This is a genomic window from Caballeronia sp. LjRoot34 (assembly GCF_964253815.1).
GTDB lineage: Bacteria > Pseudomonadota > Gammaproteobacteria > Burkholderiales > Burkholderiaceae > Caballeronia.
The window spans coordinates 697,063-714,689 of sequence record NZ_CAXUSB020000002.1 but is presented as its reverse complement, the minus strand read 5'-3'; the positions used below and the strand labels follow the sequence as shown (position 1 = coordinate 714,689).

13 protein-coding genes are annotated in these 17,627 nt (G+C 60.9%); 1 reads left to right on the top strand and 12 read right to left on the bottom strand.

Going from position 1 to position 17,627, the window contains the following annotated elements; translation table 11 throughout:
• Positions 1–230: 230 nt before the first annotated feature.
• The 3 genes from ACSQ36_RS22835 to ACSQ36_RS22825 form a co-directional block, all read right to left on the bottom strand.
• On the bottom strand, positions 231–1,691 hold the full coding sequence (locus ACSQ36_RS22835; protein ID WP_436183694.1) for a mechanosensitive ion channel domain-containing protein: 1,461 nt from the start codon (positions 1,689–1,691) through the stop codon (positions 231–233).
• Positions 1,692–1,926: 235 nt separating this feature from the next.
• The gene (locus ACSQ36_RS22830) at positions 1,927–3,282 is read right to left on the bottom strand and encodes an amidase (protein WP_436183693.1); all 1,356 of its coding nucleotides are present in this window, start codon (positions 3,280–3,282) and stop codon (positions 1,927–1,929) included.
• Between the two features lie 237 nt (positions 3,283–3,519).
• The gene (locus ACSQ36_RS22825) at positions 3,520–5,190 is read right to left on the bottom strand and encodes an MFS transporter (protein ID WP_436183692.1); all 1,671 of its coding nucleotides are present in this window, start codon (positions 5,188–5,190) and stop codon (positions 3,520–3,522) included.
• A gap of 68 nt (positions 5,191–5,258) precedes the next feature.
• Here ACSQ36_RS22825 and ACSQ36_RS22820 point away from each other — a divergent pair, with 68 nt between their 5' ends.
• The gene (locus ACSQ36_RS22820) at positions 5,259–6,131 is read left to right on the top strand and encodes a LysR family transcriptional regulator (RefSeq protein ID WP_436183691.1); all 873 of its coding nucleotides are present in this window, start codon (positions 5,259–5,261) and stop codon (positions 6,129–6,131) included.
• A 171-nt stretch (positions 6,132–6,302) separates the two neighbouring features.
• Here the strand turns inward: ACSQ36_RS22820 and garD are convergent, their stop codons facing one another.
• From garD to ACSQ36_RS22775, 9 genes are all read right to left on the bottom strand, one after another.
• Positions 6,303–7,856 carry a galactarate dehydratase gene (garD, locus tag ACSQ36_RS22815; protein WP_436183690.1) on the bottom strand — a complete coding sequence of 518 codons (1,554 nt, stop codon included), beginning with the start codon at positions 7,854–7,856 and terminating at the stop codon, positions 6,303–6,305.
• 42 nt (positions 7,857–7,898) lie between these two features.
• Positions 7,899–8,834: an ABC transporter permease gene (locus ACSQ36_RS22810; RefSeq protein ID WP_213762052.1), complete on the bottom strand. Its 936-nt coding sequence runs from the start codon at positions 8,832–8,834 to the stop codon at positions 7,899–7,901.
• Positions 8,834–9,715 (bottom strand): ABC transporter permease, encoded by an 882-nt coding sequence (locus tag ACSQ36_RS22805; RefSeq protein WP_436183689.1) that lies wholly within the window; start codon positions 9,713–9,715, stop codon positions 8,834–8,836. The genes ACSQ36_RS22810 and ACSQ36_RS22805 overlap by 1 nt, the downstream gene beginning before the upstream one ends.
• Complete coding sequence (locus ACSQ36_RS22800) at positions 9,712–10,791, bottom strand: ABC transporter ATP-binding protein (protein ID WP_436183688.1); 1,080 nt, start codon at positions 10,789–10,791, stop codon at positions 9,712–9,714. The genes ACSQ36_RS22805 and ACSQ36_RS22800 overlap by 4 nt, the downstream gene beginning before the upstream one ends.
• 117 nt (positions 10,792–10,908) lie before the next feature.
• On the bottom strand, positions 10,909–12,114 hold the full coding sequence (locus ACSQ36_RS22795) for an extracellular solute-binding protein (RefSeq protein ID WP_436183687.1): 1,206 nt from the start codon (positions 12,112–12,114) through the stop codon (positions 10,909–10,911).
• A gap of 467 nt (positions 12,115–12,581) precedes the next feature.
• Positions 12,582–14,042, bottom strand: coding sequence for a heavy metal sensor histidine kinase (locus ACSQ36_RS22790; protein ID WP_436183686.1), 1,461 nt, complete (start codon positions 14,040–14,042; stop codon positions 12,582–12,584).
• Positions 14,039–14,725, bottom strand: coding sequence for a heavy metal response regulator transcription factor (locus tag ACSQ36_RS22785; protein ID WP_213762047.1), 687 nt, complete (start codon positions 14,723–14,725; stop codon positions 14,039–14,041). Before ACSQ36_RS22785 ends, ACSQ36_RS22790 begins: the two co-directional genes overlap by 4 nt.
• Positions 14,726–14,865: 140 nt before the next feature.
• Entirely contained in the window at positions 14,866–16,320 is a 1,455-nt protein-coding gene (locus ACSQ36_RS22780) for an efflux transporter outer membrane subunit (protein WP_436184921.1), read from the bottom strand.
• Positions 16,321–16,394: 74 nt separating this feature from the next.
• The gene (locus ACSQ36_RS22775; RefSeq protein ID WP_436183685.1) at positions 16,395–17,621 is read right to left on the bottom strand and encodes an efflux RND transporter periplasmic adaptor subunit; all 1,227 of its coding nucleotides are present in this window, start codon (positions 17,619–17,621) and stop codon (positions 16,395–16,397) included.
• Positions 17,622–17,627 lie beyond the last annotated feature (6 nt).

The following is a 17,627-nucleotide window of genomic DNA, read 5'->3' as shown; positions in this document are numbered from 1 at the left end:
GGCAGGCGCTCAGGCTAGCGGAAAATCAGCCCCTCCCTCACGACTAATACGCTTTTCGTACCATTCAGTAAACCAGACGTTTTTATAGCGATGACTTTATTAATGCTTGTGTCGACACATAAGGCCCTCTTTTTAAGTCCGCGGCGTGACAGCTTAAAGATGGTTTTATGCCGCCAACAGTTGCACGCATACCAATGGAACCCTGTTCTACGGCTCGCTTCGCGGATTCGCTAAGTGGTCAATTCATGTAGCTTCTGCATGCCATCGCGCAGCCAGTCCAGCAGCGAGCGTTCGGTGTCTACCGGCACGGGTATCTCGGCGTTCAGCTTGCGCAGAGAGTCTTGCCGTTGCGAAAGCAGGTGGCACATCTGCTGACCTATTTCCGGCCGGCTCTTTAACAAGGGCGTCAGGTCCGCCTTGTCCAGCCGATAGACTACGGCCCGCGTCAAAGCCGTGACTTGCGCTTGAACCGGCAAACCCGCCAGGACGCCCGCCTCGCCGATGGAGTCGCCAGGTCCCAGCCGCGCGGATTCGACCGGACCGGAGGGTCCCGTCACCATCACCGACATGACACCCGACTGCACGATCGTCAGGTAGTCCGTCACCTCGTCCGACTTGACGACCATCTGATTTGCTTCGTATTCGTGACGGGACAATCTCCTCGACAGCGCTTCGATTTCTTCACCCTGCAAGGCACGGAAGAGATCGACGTGTGACAGGAGCCGTTGCCGGCTGTCAGCGGCGTCGTGGCGTGGTGGCCTTGGAACGCTCAATGGCCGGAGTTCGATTCCCGCAGCGGCGAGATGACGATGGCACAGGTCGTAAAGCTGGTTCGTCACGACCACGGACTTGCCCATGTCATCGATATAAACCGTGACTGCGTATTCAATCGAGTTGATCGAGGCGTTCTTGATAAGCGTATAGGGCGCCGGCGTTTGCAACACCAGACTACTTCCCAGGACCGCACGCTCCAACGCGCCAAGGACGGTGGCCGGACGTTCTTCCGGTGAAATCTGCAGCGCGATGGACACGCCGTGAAGCGCAACGGGACGGCTGCTGTTGGTGATTTTCGCCTTGGCCGCCACACTGTTGGGGACGATGACGACATTGCCCTGGGACGTGAGCAGGTGGGTCGCACGCCAGTTCATCTCCAGCACCTTGCCCTCCACGCCATCAACCGAGACCCAGTCCCCAATGTGATACGGCTCGGTTGTGTTCAGCACGATCCCGGCGAACACATCGCTAAGCGTGCTTTGTATGGCGAGACCCAGCACGATTGCCAGTGCACCGGAGGTGGCGACCAGCCCGGTCACCGGCAGCCCCAGCACGAATGCAAGCGAGGCGACGACGGCTGCAAGAAAAACCAGCGCACCCAGCACGTCCTGGAAAAGGCGTTCCCTGTGCCAATGGCGCGATCGGAACGCTGCGTCCAGCGACAACGTGAGAAGACGCGCGCCGATCAGCCACCACGAAACCTCGAGGATCTGGGCCGCAAGATGACGGCCTGCAGATTCAGGCCACGGCGCCGGCGTGAAGGGACTCAGCGCCGATCCGAACAACAGCGCGCTCAACAGCGCGAAAATCACCAGTCTGAGCAGCAAGCGGATGGTGTCGTTGCGTGGAAACGCTGCGCGCCAGAGCACGACGTCCACCATGACCAACACGAAGCCAAGAACCAGCGGATCTTTCACAGGACTGCTCCCGACATGGAGGACCTCCCGTGTTGCTGCGCAACGAACGGCTGCGTACAGTCACGGATGTTTTGTCCGAATGCATTCGCATTCTACGGTTTCCGGCTCTTATCCGTAGAACGTGTCGTGCGTCCGGCGTTCACAACGTGCACGATGCAGATGCACGGATTTGGGCGAGAGCACGAGAGTCGTCTTGATCCGTCATACGCCCTGCAGGCGGCCGGACTCTAAACAGTCAGGCGCTGTCTGGACTGCCGTTTGCCCGCAGCTTTACAGCCTTCCAGCCCGCTCGCGCTTCCACCCATTCTGCAACCGCGAGCAAACGCTCGTCGTGTTGCGCCGCGCCGATCAGTTGAGCACCCAGCGGAAGACCGGCGTGCCCGAGGGCGATCGGTAGACTGATGGCGGGAACGCCCAGGAATGTCCATGGAGCGCACATCGAAGCGTCGCCGGTATAGCCGAGTCCGGCGGGCGCTTCCCCTGTGGCCGGCGCGACGAGAAGTGCATCCAGACGCATGTCTTCCAGCAACCAGCGGTCAAAGAGATGGGCCAGTCGCACCTGCGCAGCCCTCGCTCGCGCATAGTCGACACTCGATACGCCGCGGCCCTCGTTGATCAACGACGTCATGACCGAACTGATGAGGCCGGGCGACCGGTCCAGAAGCGCGCCATGCACCACCGCCGCTTCGACCGCCAATATCGCCGATACCAGCGCCCCCATGTCCTCCAGTTCCGCCGGCAAATCGACCGTGACGACGTCCGCTCCATCGGCTTTCAGTTGTGCCGCCAGTCGCGCCAACGCGTTGTCCTGAGCTGGTTCCATCGCGGTGCCGACTTGCCTGCGCAGCATGCCGATACGGATGACCGCACCGCCGTCGTTGCCCCGGCTTTTGTTCTTGCTGCGTACGTGGGCAAAGTGAAAGTCCTGGTCGTCGGAACCCGCTACGACTTTAAAAGCGTACGCCGCATCCGCGACGTTGGCAGTGAACATTCCGATGTGATCCAGCGATGGCGCCAGCGGCAACACACCGGTTCTGGCAATGCTCCCATAGGTCGGTTTGAACCCCACTACACCGCAATACGCCGCGGGGCGAATAACGGAACCAAACGTCTGCGTCCCGAATGCAAGAGGAACAATCCCCGCTGACACAGCCGCGGCAGAGCCGCTGGACGAGCCGCCGGGCGTATGCTTTTCATTCCATGGATTGACCGTCGGACCCGGGTGGCGCCAGGCGAACTCTGTTGTCACCGTCTTTCCTACGATGGTTCCACCTGCTTGCCGCAAGCGCGCCACAAGTACCGCATCAAACTCGGGCGTGCGGCCCGCGTACGCCGGCGAGTTGTACTCGGTCGGCATGTCCGCCGTGTCGATGAGATCTTTTATGCCGATGGGAACACCCGCGAGCGGCAACCCTATGTCGGCTTGATTGACCACCGGCGCGTCCGGCAGATAACTGAATGCGTGCAACCACGGTTGGGTTTGTCGGGCGGCCTTATCGGCGGCTTCAATGCTTTGCTGGATTGTCAGAACACCGCTCTCGACAGCACGGCGAATGTCGAGCAGGGTAAGTGCGTTTGCTGGTTCAGTCATCTCGTGAATAATCCCGGTGTGTGTTCCGCGTGTTCCGTGGCCTAAGCGCGCTAATGCCTTAGTATGCCAGCCACTTGCTCCGAGACAATAATGGCAAAGGGGCGCGTATCTACCCAACTCCCTGTGGCCGGACTGTCTTGAAGCACAAACGGCTAAGCCGGGCGTTTGCCCGGCCCCAAGGATTTCCGCCTGGAAGCTGAATCAGCCCCCGATGTGCTAAGCACAAGGGACCTGCCTTCATCCCTGTCTGAGCGGTTGCGTCGCAGGACGCATGCGTCGGCCAGCCAAACTCCATACAATCGCAGCAATAACCAGGGCGAGCACGCCCGCAACATACAGCGCCGAGGCGAAGCCACTAGCGAAACTTGCCGGGGCCGCAGCTGCCAGGAACATCTTTGCGGCTGGTGCTAAATGCTCGGTCGCGTGAACCGCGTCGCCGGCCAGCAATCTGGACATGAAGTCGGCACCAAGCGAATTCCTTACTGCGGGAGCATTAACCAAGGCTAAGTCGAGTGCCGTCTGAGTCCGCGAGGCAAGCACGGCGCCAAGCACCCCTACTGACATGACGATCGCGGTAAACCGCGTGGTCGTGCTGATGCCGGAAGCCATGCCGGTTCGATTGGGCGGAACGCACGCCATGATCGCCTTCTGCGTATCCCCGTTCAGTATGCCGGCACCACAACCCGTGACGATCATGCCGAGTGCGACCAGCCAGTATCTTTGATCCATTGCAACTGACGCGGTCAATAAATTCCCCGCGCCGATCAGGCCAAGCCCGACCGTCAGCAGCGTGACGCTGGAAAACCGGTCCGCAAGCCACGCCCCTATGTAGGGACCCGCGATCATGGCAGTGGCAAACGGAAGCATGCCGATGCCCGCGCTAACGGCCGGCCATCCGAATGCGTTCTGCAGATACAGTGGCAGGAACGTCATCATGACCTGAGCACAGGCTGCATAGCCGAACATGCCAAGCACAGCGGCAACAAAACGCGCCTGACGAAACAGCGACAAGTCGATCATGGCGTGAGGGCGGTTCTTTTCCAGTTTCAGAAATGCGATAAGCAATCCTACGCATCCTGAGAACCTGGCTATTGTGGGCAGACTTTGCCAACCGTCCGTTTGTGTTCCGATCAGCGCCCAGATGCCAAGTGCCAAAGAGGCACCGAACAACAGGCTCCCCATTACGTCGATTGCCCCGGCTTGGGGGTTGCGTGACTCGCGGATAGAGCGGTGCACGCACCAGGCGAGCACCGAGCAGACAGGCAAGTTCAGGAGGAAGATCCACCGCCACCCGAGCCACTGCGTAATCACGCCGCCGACTAACGGCGCGACCGTAGTCGCCAGCCCCATGCACATACCCCATACGGCCCAGGCGCGCGCGCGAGCGGGTCCTTCCTGGAAGGAATTAGCTATCACCGCGAGCGCGGCGGTCAGCAACATCGACGCGCCCACGCCTTTTATCGCACGCGCGAGATTCAGGAAAAGCGCGGTGGGTGCAAGCCCGCATCCGAGCGATGCCAGGCAGAAGACACCCAGGCCGATCATCATCAGTTTCTTTCGCCCGAAGCGATCGGCTATACCGCCGGCGGCCAGCAAGCACGATGCAAAGGCGACCATGTACGCACTCACGACCCATTCCACGTCAGCAAAACCCACGTGGAACGATCGCGCGATCGAGGGCAGGGAAACGGCGACCACGTTGGTATCGAGAACGATCAGCGCGCAGGTTGCCGAGGCGGTGCCCAAAACGAATCGCGCTGCCCGCCTGCTCAACGCCGGGCTGAAATCCGTGTCCTGTGAACGCTCGTTGTCCGCAGGCGAAGGACCATCTGGAGGCTGCTCATGATTTATGAGCGGACTTCTTCGAAACATGGAAACCACCATCGAGAGGAAATTGATGGTCGTCATACTATCTATAACCGTATTAACCGTCACTAACGTAAAATCACAGAATTATTCGCAAAAATGTTAATACAGTGAAACTCGAACTTCGTCATATCCGATGCTTTGTTTGTGTTGCCAGGCACCTCCACTTCGCCCGCGCGGCTGAGGAACTGGACATTGCACCGCCCTCGCTCACCAAGCAGATTCAGGAAACCGAGCGGCTATTGAACGTGCGTCTGTTTCATCGGACCAAACGCAGCGTTGCGTTGACTGCGGCAGGAGAGGCTTACTTGCCCGAAGCGCTGGCCGCCCTTGCCCACTTGTCACGCGGGCAGGAACTTGCCGCGCTTGCCGAGCGCGGAGAGCTGGGCCGGATCGAGGTGGGATACGTCGCGTCGGCGGCATTTGCGGGTGTGCTTCAAAACACCATTAGGGGATTTCGCCGTGACAACCCCCGCATAGAGATAGTCCTTAGCGAACTTGCGATGGACCGCGTGCCGGCCATGCTCGCTGAAGGTCTTATCGACGTCGCGTATGTCAGGCCGCCCATGCATTATCCAGAGGGAATCCAGGCGATCACGCTGTATTGCGATCATTTCATTCTGGCCATTCCTGAAGACTCGCTGCTGGCGAAATCGGCAAGCATTTCTCCCGCCCAATTGCGTGACTGTGTTTTTGCGTTGCCTGAGCAGGACTTCGGGACGTTCGAGGTCGGGCGCAGGGGGCGTTTTCAACCGCAGTTGGGCCAGAGGCCAGGACCGTTGGCCGCAGTACTGGCTTGTGTCTCGCTAGGGGGAAATGTCGCGGTAGTGCCGCGCACGCTCAGCGATTGTGTTTCACTTCCAGGCGTGGTTTATAAGGCGATTACTGGAAAACCGATCGTATCGGAAGTCGCCATGGCATTTCGCCGGCATGAACGTGCGCCTGCTGTACGTGAATTTATAAGTTATACGAAACAGTTGTAGTTCAAAGGCCGATGCAACGGGTATCGAAACACCAGTGTGATTGCTTCTGAGGAAATGAAACGAAGAATGGATAAATCGAGGGAGAAAGAGACCACCGCTGCCAGCCGATATATTCATCGGCTGGCAGCGGTCATGTAAGCAACTCCGCAGCTATTTTCAATAGCCAGCCGATCACGTCACCGGCGCGGGATTAAACAAAGTAAGCGCGTTATGCAACTTCAAATGCTCGGCACACGTCTCCTTCCGTCCGCTCGCCACGTCCAGCATCAAGCGGAACAGCTCCCAACCTACGTCTTCAATCGTCGCGTCGCCGGTTGCAATGCGACCCGCATCGACATCCATCAAATCATGCCAGCGGCGTGCCAGATCGGAGCGTGTCGCGACCTTGATAACAGGCACCTCCGCCAGGCTATACGGCGTGCCTCGCCCCGTGGTGAACACATGCAGATTGATACCGGCGGCGACCTGCAGCGTGCCGCAGATGAAATCGCTCGCGGGCGTTGCCGCGAAGATCAGGCCCTTCTGCTTCACCTTCTCGCCGGGCGACAACACACCCGAGATAGCCGAGTTGCCGGACTTGATGATCGAACCCATCGCCTTCTCGACAATATTCGACAACCCGCCTTTCTTGTTTCCGGGCGTCGTGTTCGCGCTGCGGTCCGCGCCGCCACGCTTCAGATATGTGTCGTACCACTGCATCTCGCGGATGATCGCCTGCGCAACCTCGGCGTTGGCGGCACGGCTCGTCAATTGGTCGACGCCATCGCGGACTTCGGTCACTTCAGAAAACATCACCGTCGCGCCCGCACGCACCAGCAGATCGGTGGCGAAGCCGACCGCGGGATTCGCCGTGAGTCCGGAGAACGCATCGCTGCCGCCGCACTGCACGCCGATCACGAGGTCAGAGGCAGGACACGTTTCGCGCCGCCGCTGGTTCAGCCGTTCGAGATGACGCGTAGCAGTACGCATGATGGAATCGATCATCGACTGGAAACCAACATGCGCGTTGTCCTGCAGCACGACAACATCGCCATTCGAATCGTCCCCCGCAGTCGCAATCGGAATCGTGCCGACGGGCATCAAGCGTTCAGGCTGCAGCTTTTCGCACCCGAGGCTCACGATCATCACTTCGCCGCCAAAGTTCGGATTCAGGCTGATGTTGCGCACGGTGCGAATAGGCACCATGGCATCGGGTGCATCGATAGCAACACCGCAACCGTAGGTATGTTCGAGCCCGACAACATCATCGACGTTCGGATATCGCGGCAGCAACTCAGCCTTGATCCGCGCGACCGCATGCTCGACCACGCCCGACACGCATTGCACGGTCGTGGTGATAGCGAGGATGTTGCGCGACCCCACCGACCCGTCGGCGTTTCGATACCCCTCGAACGTGAACCCTTCCAGCGCCGGCATTTCGGGGGCCGCGCGCGTTGCGATCGGAAGGTCCTCCAGACCGGGCGGTTCCGGCATCTGGATCACGTGTTCGTTGATCCAGCTTCCTTTGGGCAAGTCCTTCAATGCGTACCCGATCACCACGTTATAGCGCACCACGGCTTCGTTCTCGGCCAGATCGGCGAGCGCCACTTTATGGCCTTGCGGTACACGCTCGCGCAACACGAGACCATCGGCGAACATGGCGCCTTCAGGCAAGCCGCCGTCGTTGACGACGATCGCCACATTGTCCTGAGGATGAACACGAATGTAGAGAGGAGACTGTTCCATTTCAATCGAACCTTAAGATGACTGCTCGCGACTACTCGCCCATCACTGCCGCTGTTCCTTGACGCGTGAAACGAGTTGCGTCGGGCTCACGAACTGCAGCGCGATCAGTACCCATACCAGGGTGATCGCCATGTAGATCATCGCCATAGCATCGATGGATTGAGGCGCACGCACACCCGTCGAAAAGACCGCGTAGTACAGCGCGACCACCAGTGTCTGCGTGGTCGGCCCGGCGGTAAAGAACGTCAGTTCGAACATGCCGATAGTGCGAACGAGCACCAACAAGCCCGCAGCCAACATGCCCGGCATCAGCAGCGGCAACAGTACATAGCGGAAATACTTCGCCGTGTTCGCCCCGAAGATACGTGCGGCTGCTTCAAGATTCGGATCGATCTGTTCGATGAACGGCGTCATCACGAGAATGACGAACGGCAGCGCGGGCACCATGTTCGCCAGGATCACGCCGCTCAATGTTCCGGCAAGACCGACCTTGTACATGACGGTTGCCATCGGAATGCCGTAGGTGACGGGCGGGACCATCAGCGGCAGCAGGAACACCAGCATCGCGAAACGCTTGCCTCGAAATTGCACACGGGCGAGCGCATAGGCGGCCGGCACGCCCAGTGCGATCGACAGAATCACCACTGCGCCAACCACCTCGATCGTCACCCACAATACGCTCGCAAGCTGGAAGTCGCTCCATGCCTGCGCGTACCAGTGCAGCGTGAATCCCGGCGGCAACAACGTGCCGAACCAGCGCGTCGCGACGGAGTTGACGGCCACGGTCGCAATCAGCAACAGGACGTTGAACAGGAAGAACGCCATCGCGCCCCAGACGAACATCTTCCAGAGCCGGTCCCCAAGGCTTAAGCGCGGTTTCATCGGCTTGGCCGGTTGCGCACCGTCGTTGCGGCTGTCGCGAGGAGCCGAGGCATGAGTGGAAGCGGTCCAGGCAGGTGCATGATTATCGGTTGCCATCAGCCTTTACCTCCGGTCACCGGACCCGTGTAGAAGAAGCGGCGCGCGCTCAGCATGCCTGCCACTACCAGCAACTGCACAAAGCCCATCACCATCGCTATCGCGGAGGCGAGGGAATAATCGTAGCTTTCGAACGCGGCTTCGGCGGCGGCGATCGAGATCACCCGCGTGGGTCCGGCCGGAGCGCCGAGCAGCACTGCCGATGGAAACACCGAGAACGCCTGCACGAACGACAAACACGCGGCCATGGTCAGCCCGGGCATCAGCAGCGGCAGGTAGATCTGTCGAAACTGCTCCCAGGGACTTGCGCCTAAGGTGGCCGCAGCGCGCGCAAGCGTCGGGTCGATGCCGGTCACATACGAGAGCGTCAGCAGAAAGGCAAACGGAAAACCCGACACGATCAGCGATATCAACACGCCCCAATAGTTATGCGTGAGACGCACTTCATCGCTATATAAATGCAGTCCATGCACCGCCTGCGAGAACCAGCCGTTCGGACCGAAATAGGTCAGCATGCCATCGGCGATCAGCACCGTGCCCAATGTCACCGGAATCACCAGCAACGTGGTCACGAACTTCTGATACGGCGAATTCCGGCGCAAAGCGAAGGCGACCGGAACCGACAGACCCACGTTGATGATCGTCGCCGGCACCGCGAGCTTCAAGGTCACGATGATCGTGGGCCACATCGCGGTATCGGTGAAAAAGGCGATGTAGTTGGCGAACGCAGAGCCGCCGTTCATCGGCTGGAACGACAGCACAAGGCCGTACACGAACGGATAAACAAACAGCGCGAGGATGAAGATCAGCGCGGGAGAAACCAGCCACGCCTTTGCGTCGCGTGGGACTGCTGAAGGGAGCGGAACGGTTGGCGAGTTCATGGCGTTTCCCCGTCATACACCAGTGTGCGTGCTGGCGGAACGCGCAGGCAAATGGGTTCACCCACCGCTACGTCACCCGTCACGCGCGCCCACAGATTGCCGAACGCGGCCTTCACGCGGATCAGCGAATCGTGGCCGCCGTATTCCACCGTCAGCACCTCTGCATTGAACGCATTCTCGGCGCCGGGCGCGGCGCGTTCCAGGTCTTCGGGACGCATCGCGACACTCACGCGCTTGCTGTCGAAACCGGCCATCGGCATGCCGATCAGCCGCACGCCATCCGAGCTCACGGCAACCCCTTCGCCCTGCATGCCTTCGAGCGTAAATTGAGCTACGTTCCGATACCCCATGAAGCGCGCGACATGCAGGTTGCCGGGCCGTTCATAGATTTCCTTTGGCGACGCGACCTGCTGCACGGTGCCTTCCCGCATCACGACAATGCGGTCGGCCATCGACAATGCTTCGTCCTGGTCGTGGGTCACGTAGATCGTTGCGCGGCCAAGCTGGCAGTGGATGCGCCGGATCTCGGCACGCATTTCAATGCGCAGCTTGGTATCGAGATTCGACAGCGGCTCGTCCATCAGCACGAGCGACGGTTCGATCACGATCGCGCGGGCGATAGCAACACGCTGCTGCTGGCCGCCGGACAACTGCCCCGGCAGCTTCTTCTCCTGGCCGACAAGCTGCACCATCTGCAGCGCTTCATAGGCGCGACGCGCGGCTTCGCTCTTCGCGACGCCGCGCATCTTGAGGCCGAAACCGACGTTGTCGAGTACGGACATATGCGGGAACAACGCGTAGTTCTGGAACACCATGCCGAAGCCGCGTTTCTCCGGCGGCAGGACGTCGATACGCTGGTCGTCTAGCCAGATCTGTCCGCCGGTCAGCGGTTGCAAGCCGGCGATGCAATTGAGCGCCGTCGACTTACCGCATCCGGACGGCCCGAGCAACGCGATGAATTCGCCGCGCTGGATGTTCAAGGCAAGACCACGGAGCGCCGCGACCGCCTGACCTTCGGCGTTCATGAAACTGCGGCTGACCGAATCAAGACGCAACTCATCAAACTGATGCTTCATGGCAGGTTCCTGAGGCTAAGAACGACACCGTGCGACGAACTTGACTTCATCGCTTAAAGCGATCATCAAGCCGCCGCACGGCCTTTAAAGTTACTTCGACGTCCGAAACGTCGAAAATTACTTCGACTTCTGCGATCCGATCTCGCGGTCCCACTTCTGGAACGCGGCGACCATCGCAGTGGCGCTCAGCGGCACCACATGCGGACGGTCCGCCAGCAGCTGTGCGTATTCCGGCCGGCCGTACTTCTTGATGACGTCCTGGCTCTTCGCCGGAGCTTGATCGATCGTCACGCCCTTCACTGCCGGACCCGGATAGAAATAACCGTCGTCAAAGGTCATTGCCTGCTGTGCGGGTTCAAGCATGAAGTTCATCATCTTGTAGAGCACGTCGAGCTTTTCCTTCGGCACGCCGTTCGGGATCACCATGTAGTGGGCGTCGTCGACCCACGTCATGTTGTCGAAGGCCTGGACCTTGTATTCAGCCGGCACGAGGCCAAGCGCGCGCGGGTTGATGTCCCAGCCGGTGACCGTCACCGTCATGTCGCGCGAGCCTTCGCCCAGTTCCTTCATCACCGCCGATGTACCGCCCGGGTAGTAAGGAATGCAATCGTTCAATTGCTTGAGAAAGGCCCAGGTCTTGTCCCAGCCGTTGATCGGGTCTTGCGGGTTCTTGTCGCCGAGCACATACGGCAAGCCCATCAGGAAGGTACGGCCGGGACCGGAATTGGCCGGGCGTGCATAGATCAGCTTGTCCGGATGCGCCTTGCACCACGCGAGCAATTGGGCAGGCGTTTTCGGCGGATCGGTCACTTTGGCGGGGTTGTATTCGATCAGCGGACCTGCCGGCATGTACGTCACTTCAATCCCGTAGCCTTGCGCGAGGTCCTGCATCTTGCGGGGACCGGGCGCGTATTTATCGAGTACGCCGGGGAACGCCGTGGCCTGATCCGGCAGCAGTTTCATCCAGAGCTTTTGTTCGATACCCGCGGCAAGCGCGTCCGTGCCGGTCAGCACGAGGTCGATGTCCGAGCGGCCGGCTGCCTGCATCGCCTTGATCTTGCCGGGCAACTGCGGCGCGGGCGCATTGGTGAACGTGATGTTGGAAACGAGTTGCGGGTACTTCGCCTTGAAGGCCTCGAACGCCTTCTGCGTCAGTTGCAAATTGCCCGCCACGTCCACGATGTTGATCGACACCGGGTCCGCCGCGTGCGCAGCAGGTGCGGTGACAATTGACACTGCGATAACCGCGGTGACTGCCGCCACGGTGCTCAACGCCATGCGCAGCACCCCCAGCTTCACCGACAAACGGCCGGACATAGTCATTTCGTCTCCTCGCTCTTTGTATGGATTTTATTGCGGATCGATCAAAGCCGATGCCGCCACGCGACACAAATGGACCGCAGCCAAAGGTCAGCGGCGCGGCGCATTTATCGATGTATGTTGTCGTATGAGAACATAACTGTGACGGAGCGCGCTTTCTATCACCGTAAACCCGTAATTACGATGCCTTCGGCCTCCCGACAAAGGTCGAATGGATAGCGCCCTAACCCTTACAGATAGTCATTCCCACGATTTGAACCGCAGCGGAATCAGATCGATTTAAAGGCGGCGTGGTAGCGGATAGGGGCGTGAGGATCATCGGTCATGTTGTACGACAACCTATCTTTTGAATACGCGGGGAGACACCACGTTTAGTCAGGCAGAAAAACCGAATGAAGGAATGATTGCCCGAAAGGGCCGCTCCCCGGCGCGCTGGGCGCCGGGCAAGCTTTTGCTACCTGCCGCAGGTCTCAGTGACTTGCCGAGGCGGGCTGCATCGGGACACCGGACGACGCATCAGCCGGCGCATTGGCTACCAGCGTTCCAGGCGCACTCTCCTGCTCGCTGCGCGACGCGGCGACCGAGAACGCAAATGTATTAATGCCCCCGGCGCTGGTAACAGAAACCTTGCCGCCATGCATTTCCGCCGTTGCCTTGACGATCGCCAGGCCCAGTCCGTGGTTCTCACGGCTGTTGGTCCGTGAGACCTCGGCACGATAAAACCGGTCGAACAAATGATCGAGCACGGCGGGCTCAATAGGGTCCCCCGGATTGGCGACGGCCACGCGGACCTGGTCGCCTTCACGCGTGATCGAAACCTTGATGGTCGATCCTTGCGCGCAATGCTGGATCGCGTTCATCAGGAGATTGATACACGCGCGGCCGAACAGCGACTTGTTCACGCGCACGAGCGCGTCACCCGTGTACACCGCGCGCACCTGCGCTTCCTCCAGCGGAATCTCCAAAAACTCCAGCGTATGGGCAACTTCCGCTGCAAGCGATGTATCGACCAGCCCCGTCGCGCGTTCGCCCTGATCGGCTCGCGCGAGGAACAGCATGTCGTTGATGATCGCCCGCATGCGCTCGAACTCTTCCAGATTCGACTGCAGCGTGTGACGCAGGTCGTCGACGGAACGGTTACGGGTCAGCGCCACTTCGGTCTGCCCGATCAGGATGGTGACGGGCGTGCGCAACTCGTGCGCGACATCGGCATTGAACGACTCGAGCCGCCCGTAAGCGCCGTCAAGACGCTCAAGCGCCCCGTTGAATGAATTGGCGAGATCGTTGAGTTCCAGCGGCAGCGAGCGCGTATTCAGCCGCTGCGAGCGATTGTTCGGGCTCACCGCCGACGCGTCCCGGGTCAGCCGCGTGAGCGGCGCAAGCCCGATCCGGGTAACCGAATAACTCAGCAGCAGCACCCCGAGACTGCCCAGGGCGGACAACGCGGCGAGCGCAAAGCCGAATGCGCGCATGGTCCGCGCGTTCGCCGAATAACCGGCCGCGACCTGCAGCATCACGGCCGGCCGCTGGGCATAAGCGGGGAGTTCGACGGTGCTGGTCAGCATGTCGTTTTCGCTGCCGGATCCGGTTCGCACCCGTGCATAACCACCCGCCCAGGTTTTCATGACCTGTCCGGTGACCGGCTGGCCGAACTGGTACGACGAATCTGCGCTCCGCACCGAATACAGCGTAACGCCGTCGCGCGGCGTCATGTCGGTGAGCTTTTCACGCGCCATTTTCCATTTTTCAGGCGTGACCGCGTGATAAACGATGATCCGCGCGATCTGCGTGCGGTCATCGAGCGACTCGCGCAAATGCACTTCGAGTTGCGTGCGCAACACCAGGAACAGCCCGGTTCCGACCAGCGTGAAAACAAACAGCGCGACGGCCGCGAACATGAAGGCCAGACGCCGGGCGATAGATCGATTCATGATGTTCCCGCTTCTTCGCGGACCTCCAGCACGTAGCCCATGCCGCGCACCGTGTGCAGCAACTTGGTTGGAAATGGGCCGTCCAGCTTGGCCCGCAGGCGCTTGATCGCGGTTTCCACCACATTGGTATGGCTGTCAAAGTTGACGTCCCAGACCAGTTCGGTGATCGCCGTCTTCGACAGAATATCGCCTTGCCGGCGCGCCAGCACGCTCAGCAACTGAAATTCCTTGGCGGTCAGGTCCAGCCGTATGCCATCGCGCGTGGCGCGCCGGCCGATCAGATCGACATACAGGTCGCCCAGCGAGATCAGCGTCGACTCCTGCACGCGAGTGCGCCGCGCCAGCGCGTGCAGCCGCTCAACCAGTTCCAGAAAGGAGAACGGCTTGGTCAGGTAGTCGTCGGCGCCTTCGCGCAGGCCCCGCACGCGGTCGTTGATCTGGTCGCGCGCGGTCAGCATGATGACGGGGGTCGCCTTATGCGCGCGCAGCGCCTTCAGCACGCTGAAGCCATCGCGTTTGGGCAGCATCACGTCGAGCACGATCACGTCGTAGTCGAATTCGATCGCGAGATGCGTGCCTTCCTCGCCGTCAAGGGCCACGTCGACTATCCACCCCTGCTCTGTCAAGCCGGAGCGCAGATAGTCAACCACCTTGTGTTCGTCTTCCACGATGAGCAGTTTCATGCGCGCCTTCTTATGTACGTATTCCCATTATAGGAAACCGTTGTGTCTCCCCCTGCGGCAAGTGGCGAAACCCGGTCTGCACGACCCGGGCCGGCAGCGCCCGGGCGCGTTCACGTCACTCGCGCATTAATCCGCATTCGTCAGTTTGGCGGGCTGGCTGCCGCCGTTTTCTCCGGAGCCGCCGCGTTGACGTCCCAGCCGCCGCCCAGCGCCTTCACCAGCGACACCGACGTCGTCCATTGCTGGCCATGAATCTGCACATCCTGACGCTCACTTGTGAGCAGTGACTGCTGGGCGGTGATCACATCGAGGAAGGCGACCAGGCCGCCCGAATAACGATCGTTGGCGAGCGAAAGCAAACGCTGCGCGTCAGTGACGGCTTCCTGCGACTCCTTCGATGCCGCATCGAGCACCGACAACCCGGTCACGCCGTCCTGCACCTGCTGGAACGCATTGAGCACCGTCTGGCGATAGTTCGCCTCGGCCGCCTGATAACCGGCGCTCGCAAAATCAACGTTGGCGGCACGTCGCCCGCCATCGAAGACAACTTGTCCGAGTGTGGCGCCAAGCGTCCACATGAGCGTCGGTGCGCTCAGCAGGCTGGCGAACTGCGTGCTTTCCCAGCCGATACCCGGCATCAGCGAAAGGCTCGGGAAAAACGCGGCTTTCGCCACGCCGATCTGCGCGTTCGCCGCAGCCATCGCGCGTTCCGCCGACGCAATGTCGGGACGCCGCTGCAGCAAATCACTTGGCAGTCCGAGCGGTATCGCGGGGACGGACGTATTGATCACCTTCGGCGCAATCGCGAATTGCGGTGCGGGAATGCCAATCAGCGCAGCGATTGCATGCTCGAACTGGGCGCGTTGATTGAGCAGCAGGCGAGCCTGGACGCGCGTGGAGTCGAGTTCGGATTTCTGCTGCAGCACGTCGAGCCCGGACACCGAACCCAGGTCATGCTCGGTGGTCACGTAATCCAGCGCCTTCTGCTGCAGGACGACGGACCGGTTCAGCACGTCGATCTCGGCATCGAGTTCGCGCATCGAAAAATAATCGCTGGCCAGGTCCGTGGTCAGCACGAGCCGCGCGTTGGCGAGATCGTCGCGCGATTGTTCGGCGGACGCCCTCGCGCCCTCGACTTCGCGGCGAATCCGGCCAAACAGGTCGGTGTCGTAGTCAATGGTCGGACCGACACTGATGTTGTTCTGCACCGTCGACTGGGTCGGCGTGGCGTAGTTGGTCAGCGGCCGGTTCTGCGATATCCGGGCACGCGACCCGGTGGCGCCAAGGTCCACCTCTGGCACCAGCTGCGCCTTGTTGTTCGCGAGAGTCGCCCGCGCCTGCGCGTAATGCGCGCTCGCGGCGGCGAGTGTCTGGTTCTGCGCGAGCGCTTGCTGCTCGAATCCATTCAACGATTCATCGCCGAAACTGGCCCACCATTCCGGCACCAGCGGCGCATGCGACGGCTCGGCGAGACGCCAGTACGAGTCGGTGTGCCACGCGGGCGGGGTATCGGCGTGAGGCTGTTTGTAGTCCGGCCCGACCGTGCAGGCGGACAGCAGAACCGCTCCGGATGCCATCACGGTCGTGGTGGTCATCAGGGTCAGGATCTTGAGGGCCTTGAGCCGTGCCGGCAGAATCGGCCACTGAGCCGGCCACTGGCGCGCGCGCTTCACGACGTCCCCTTCTTCTTGGCGGGCTGCTGCGGGGCGATCAGGACATGATCGCCGTCCGCAATGGAATCGCTCGGATTGATGATGATCTTGTCGGTCGCTTCAATGCCGCTTTCAATTTCCAGCGACTGCCCCAGGTCCTGCGCAATCACGATCTTGTGCAGATCGACATTGCCGTTCTGGTCGACCACCGCAACCCGCGGCCCTTCGGAGCGGAACAGCAGCGCATTGCCCGGCACCAGCAAGGGCGCCCGCACGGTGGCCGGCAGCGCCACCTGGACGTACGCACCCGGGCGCAGCTTGTTATCGGGATTAGGCAGGCGCACTTCGATCTGCAGCGAACGGGTGGGGACATCGATTGCGCCGGAGATATGGGCAATTGATCCGTGGAACTGCTGGCCCGGCAACTCCGCCTGCGTGACGATGACATCCTGCCCTTGCGTCACGTTCTGAGCATAAGCCTGCGGAAGCTGCACATAGACCCGCAGCGGGTCGGACTGCGCCATCGCGAAGAGTGCGCGGGGGGCGCCGCTGCCCGCATCGATCAGGTCACCCACGTCCACATTGCGCTGCGTCACCACGCCTGTGAACGGAGCCACGATGCGCTTGAACGATTCGAGCTGCATCAGGCGCTGCACGTTCGCATTGGCGGCCGCGAGATTCGCGACGTCCTGGTTATACGTGCTCTGACGCTCGTCGAGTTCCTGTTGAGAAACCGCATCGCGCTGGCGCAGTTGCTGCCAGCGCTCGAACGAACTTTTCGCGAGCACGAGACTGGACGAGCTCTGGTCGCGTTGCGCAACGGCCTGCTTCAGTTCCTGGTCGATCTCAGGCGTATCGAGATCGGCGAGCAACTGGCCTTGCTTCACCCGCGTGCCAATATCCGCATACCAGTGCAGCAGATAACCCGTGGCGCGTGCGTAGATAGGCGACTCCACGTAGCCGCGCAAGGTGCCCGGCAGCAAGGTGTTGCCGCCGCCCGCCGCCTGCTTGGGCAAGACGACGTTCACGTAGACCTTTGCGTTTTGCTGCGAGGTCGCGGCCGCCGAGCGGCTTTGCATCACGTCCGACACCACCGTGCGGCCGGCGCCCAGCACGAGCAGGACCAGCACCACGATGATGGCGATCTTCGCCCGTTTCCATTCACGGCCTCGAGGCGGCAACGCGTGCCCGTCCTCGGTCTCCCTGGCGGGAATCGCTAGCGAAGCATGAGTTTTTTCTGTCATATCAGT

Excerpts from the sequence above, each read along its gene's own strand:
- ACSQ36_RS22830 (WP_436183693.1), bottom strand. The coding sequence starts at position 3,282 with ATGACTGAACCAGCAAACGCACTTACCCTGCTCGACATTCGCCGTGCT.
- ACSQ36_RS22825 (WP_436183692.1), bottom strand. The coding sequence starts at position 5,190 with ATGACGACCATCAATTTCCTCTCGATGGTGGTTTCCATGTTTCGAAGA.
- garD (WP_436183690.1), bottom strand. The coding sequence starts at position 7,856 with ATGGAACAGTCTCCTCTCTACATTCGTGTTCATCCTCAGGACAATGTG.
- ACSQ36_RS22810 (WP_213762052.1), bottom strand. The coding sequence starts at position 8,834 with ATGGCAACCGATAATCATGCACCTGCCTGGACCGCTTCCACTCATGCC.
- ACSQ36_RS22805 (WP_436183689.1), bottom strand. The coding sequence starts at position 9,715 with ATGAACTCGCCAACCGTTCCGCTCCCTTCAGCAGTCCCACGCGACGCA.
- ACSQ36_RS22800 (WP_436183688.1), bottom strand. The coding sequence starts at position 10,791 with ATGAAGCATCAGTTTGATGAGTTGCGTCTTGATTCGGTCAGCCGCAGT.
- ACSQ36_RS22795 (WP_436183687.1), bottom strand. The coding sequence starts at position 12,114 with ATGACTATGTCCGGCCGTTTGTCGGTGAAGCTGGGGGTGCTGCGCATG.
- ACSQ36_RS22790 (WP_436183686.1), bottom strand. The coding sequence starts at position 14,042 with ATGAATCGATCTATCGCCCGGCGTCTGGCCTTCATGTTCGCGGCCGTC.
- ACSQ36_RS22785 (WP_213762047.1), bottom strand. The coding sequence starts at position 14,725 with ATGAAACTGCTCATCGTGGAAGACGAACACAAGGTGGTTGACTATCTG.
- ACSQ36_RS22780 (WP_436184921.1), bottom strand. The coding sequence starts at position 16,320 with ATGACCACCACGACCGTGATGGCATCCGGAGCGGTTCTGCTGTCCGCC.
- ACSQ36_RS22775 (WP_436183685.1), bottom strand. The coding sequence starts at position 17,621 with ATGACAGAAAAAACTCATGCTTCGCTAGCGATTCCCGCCAGGGAGACC.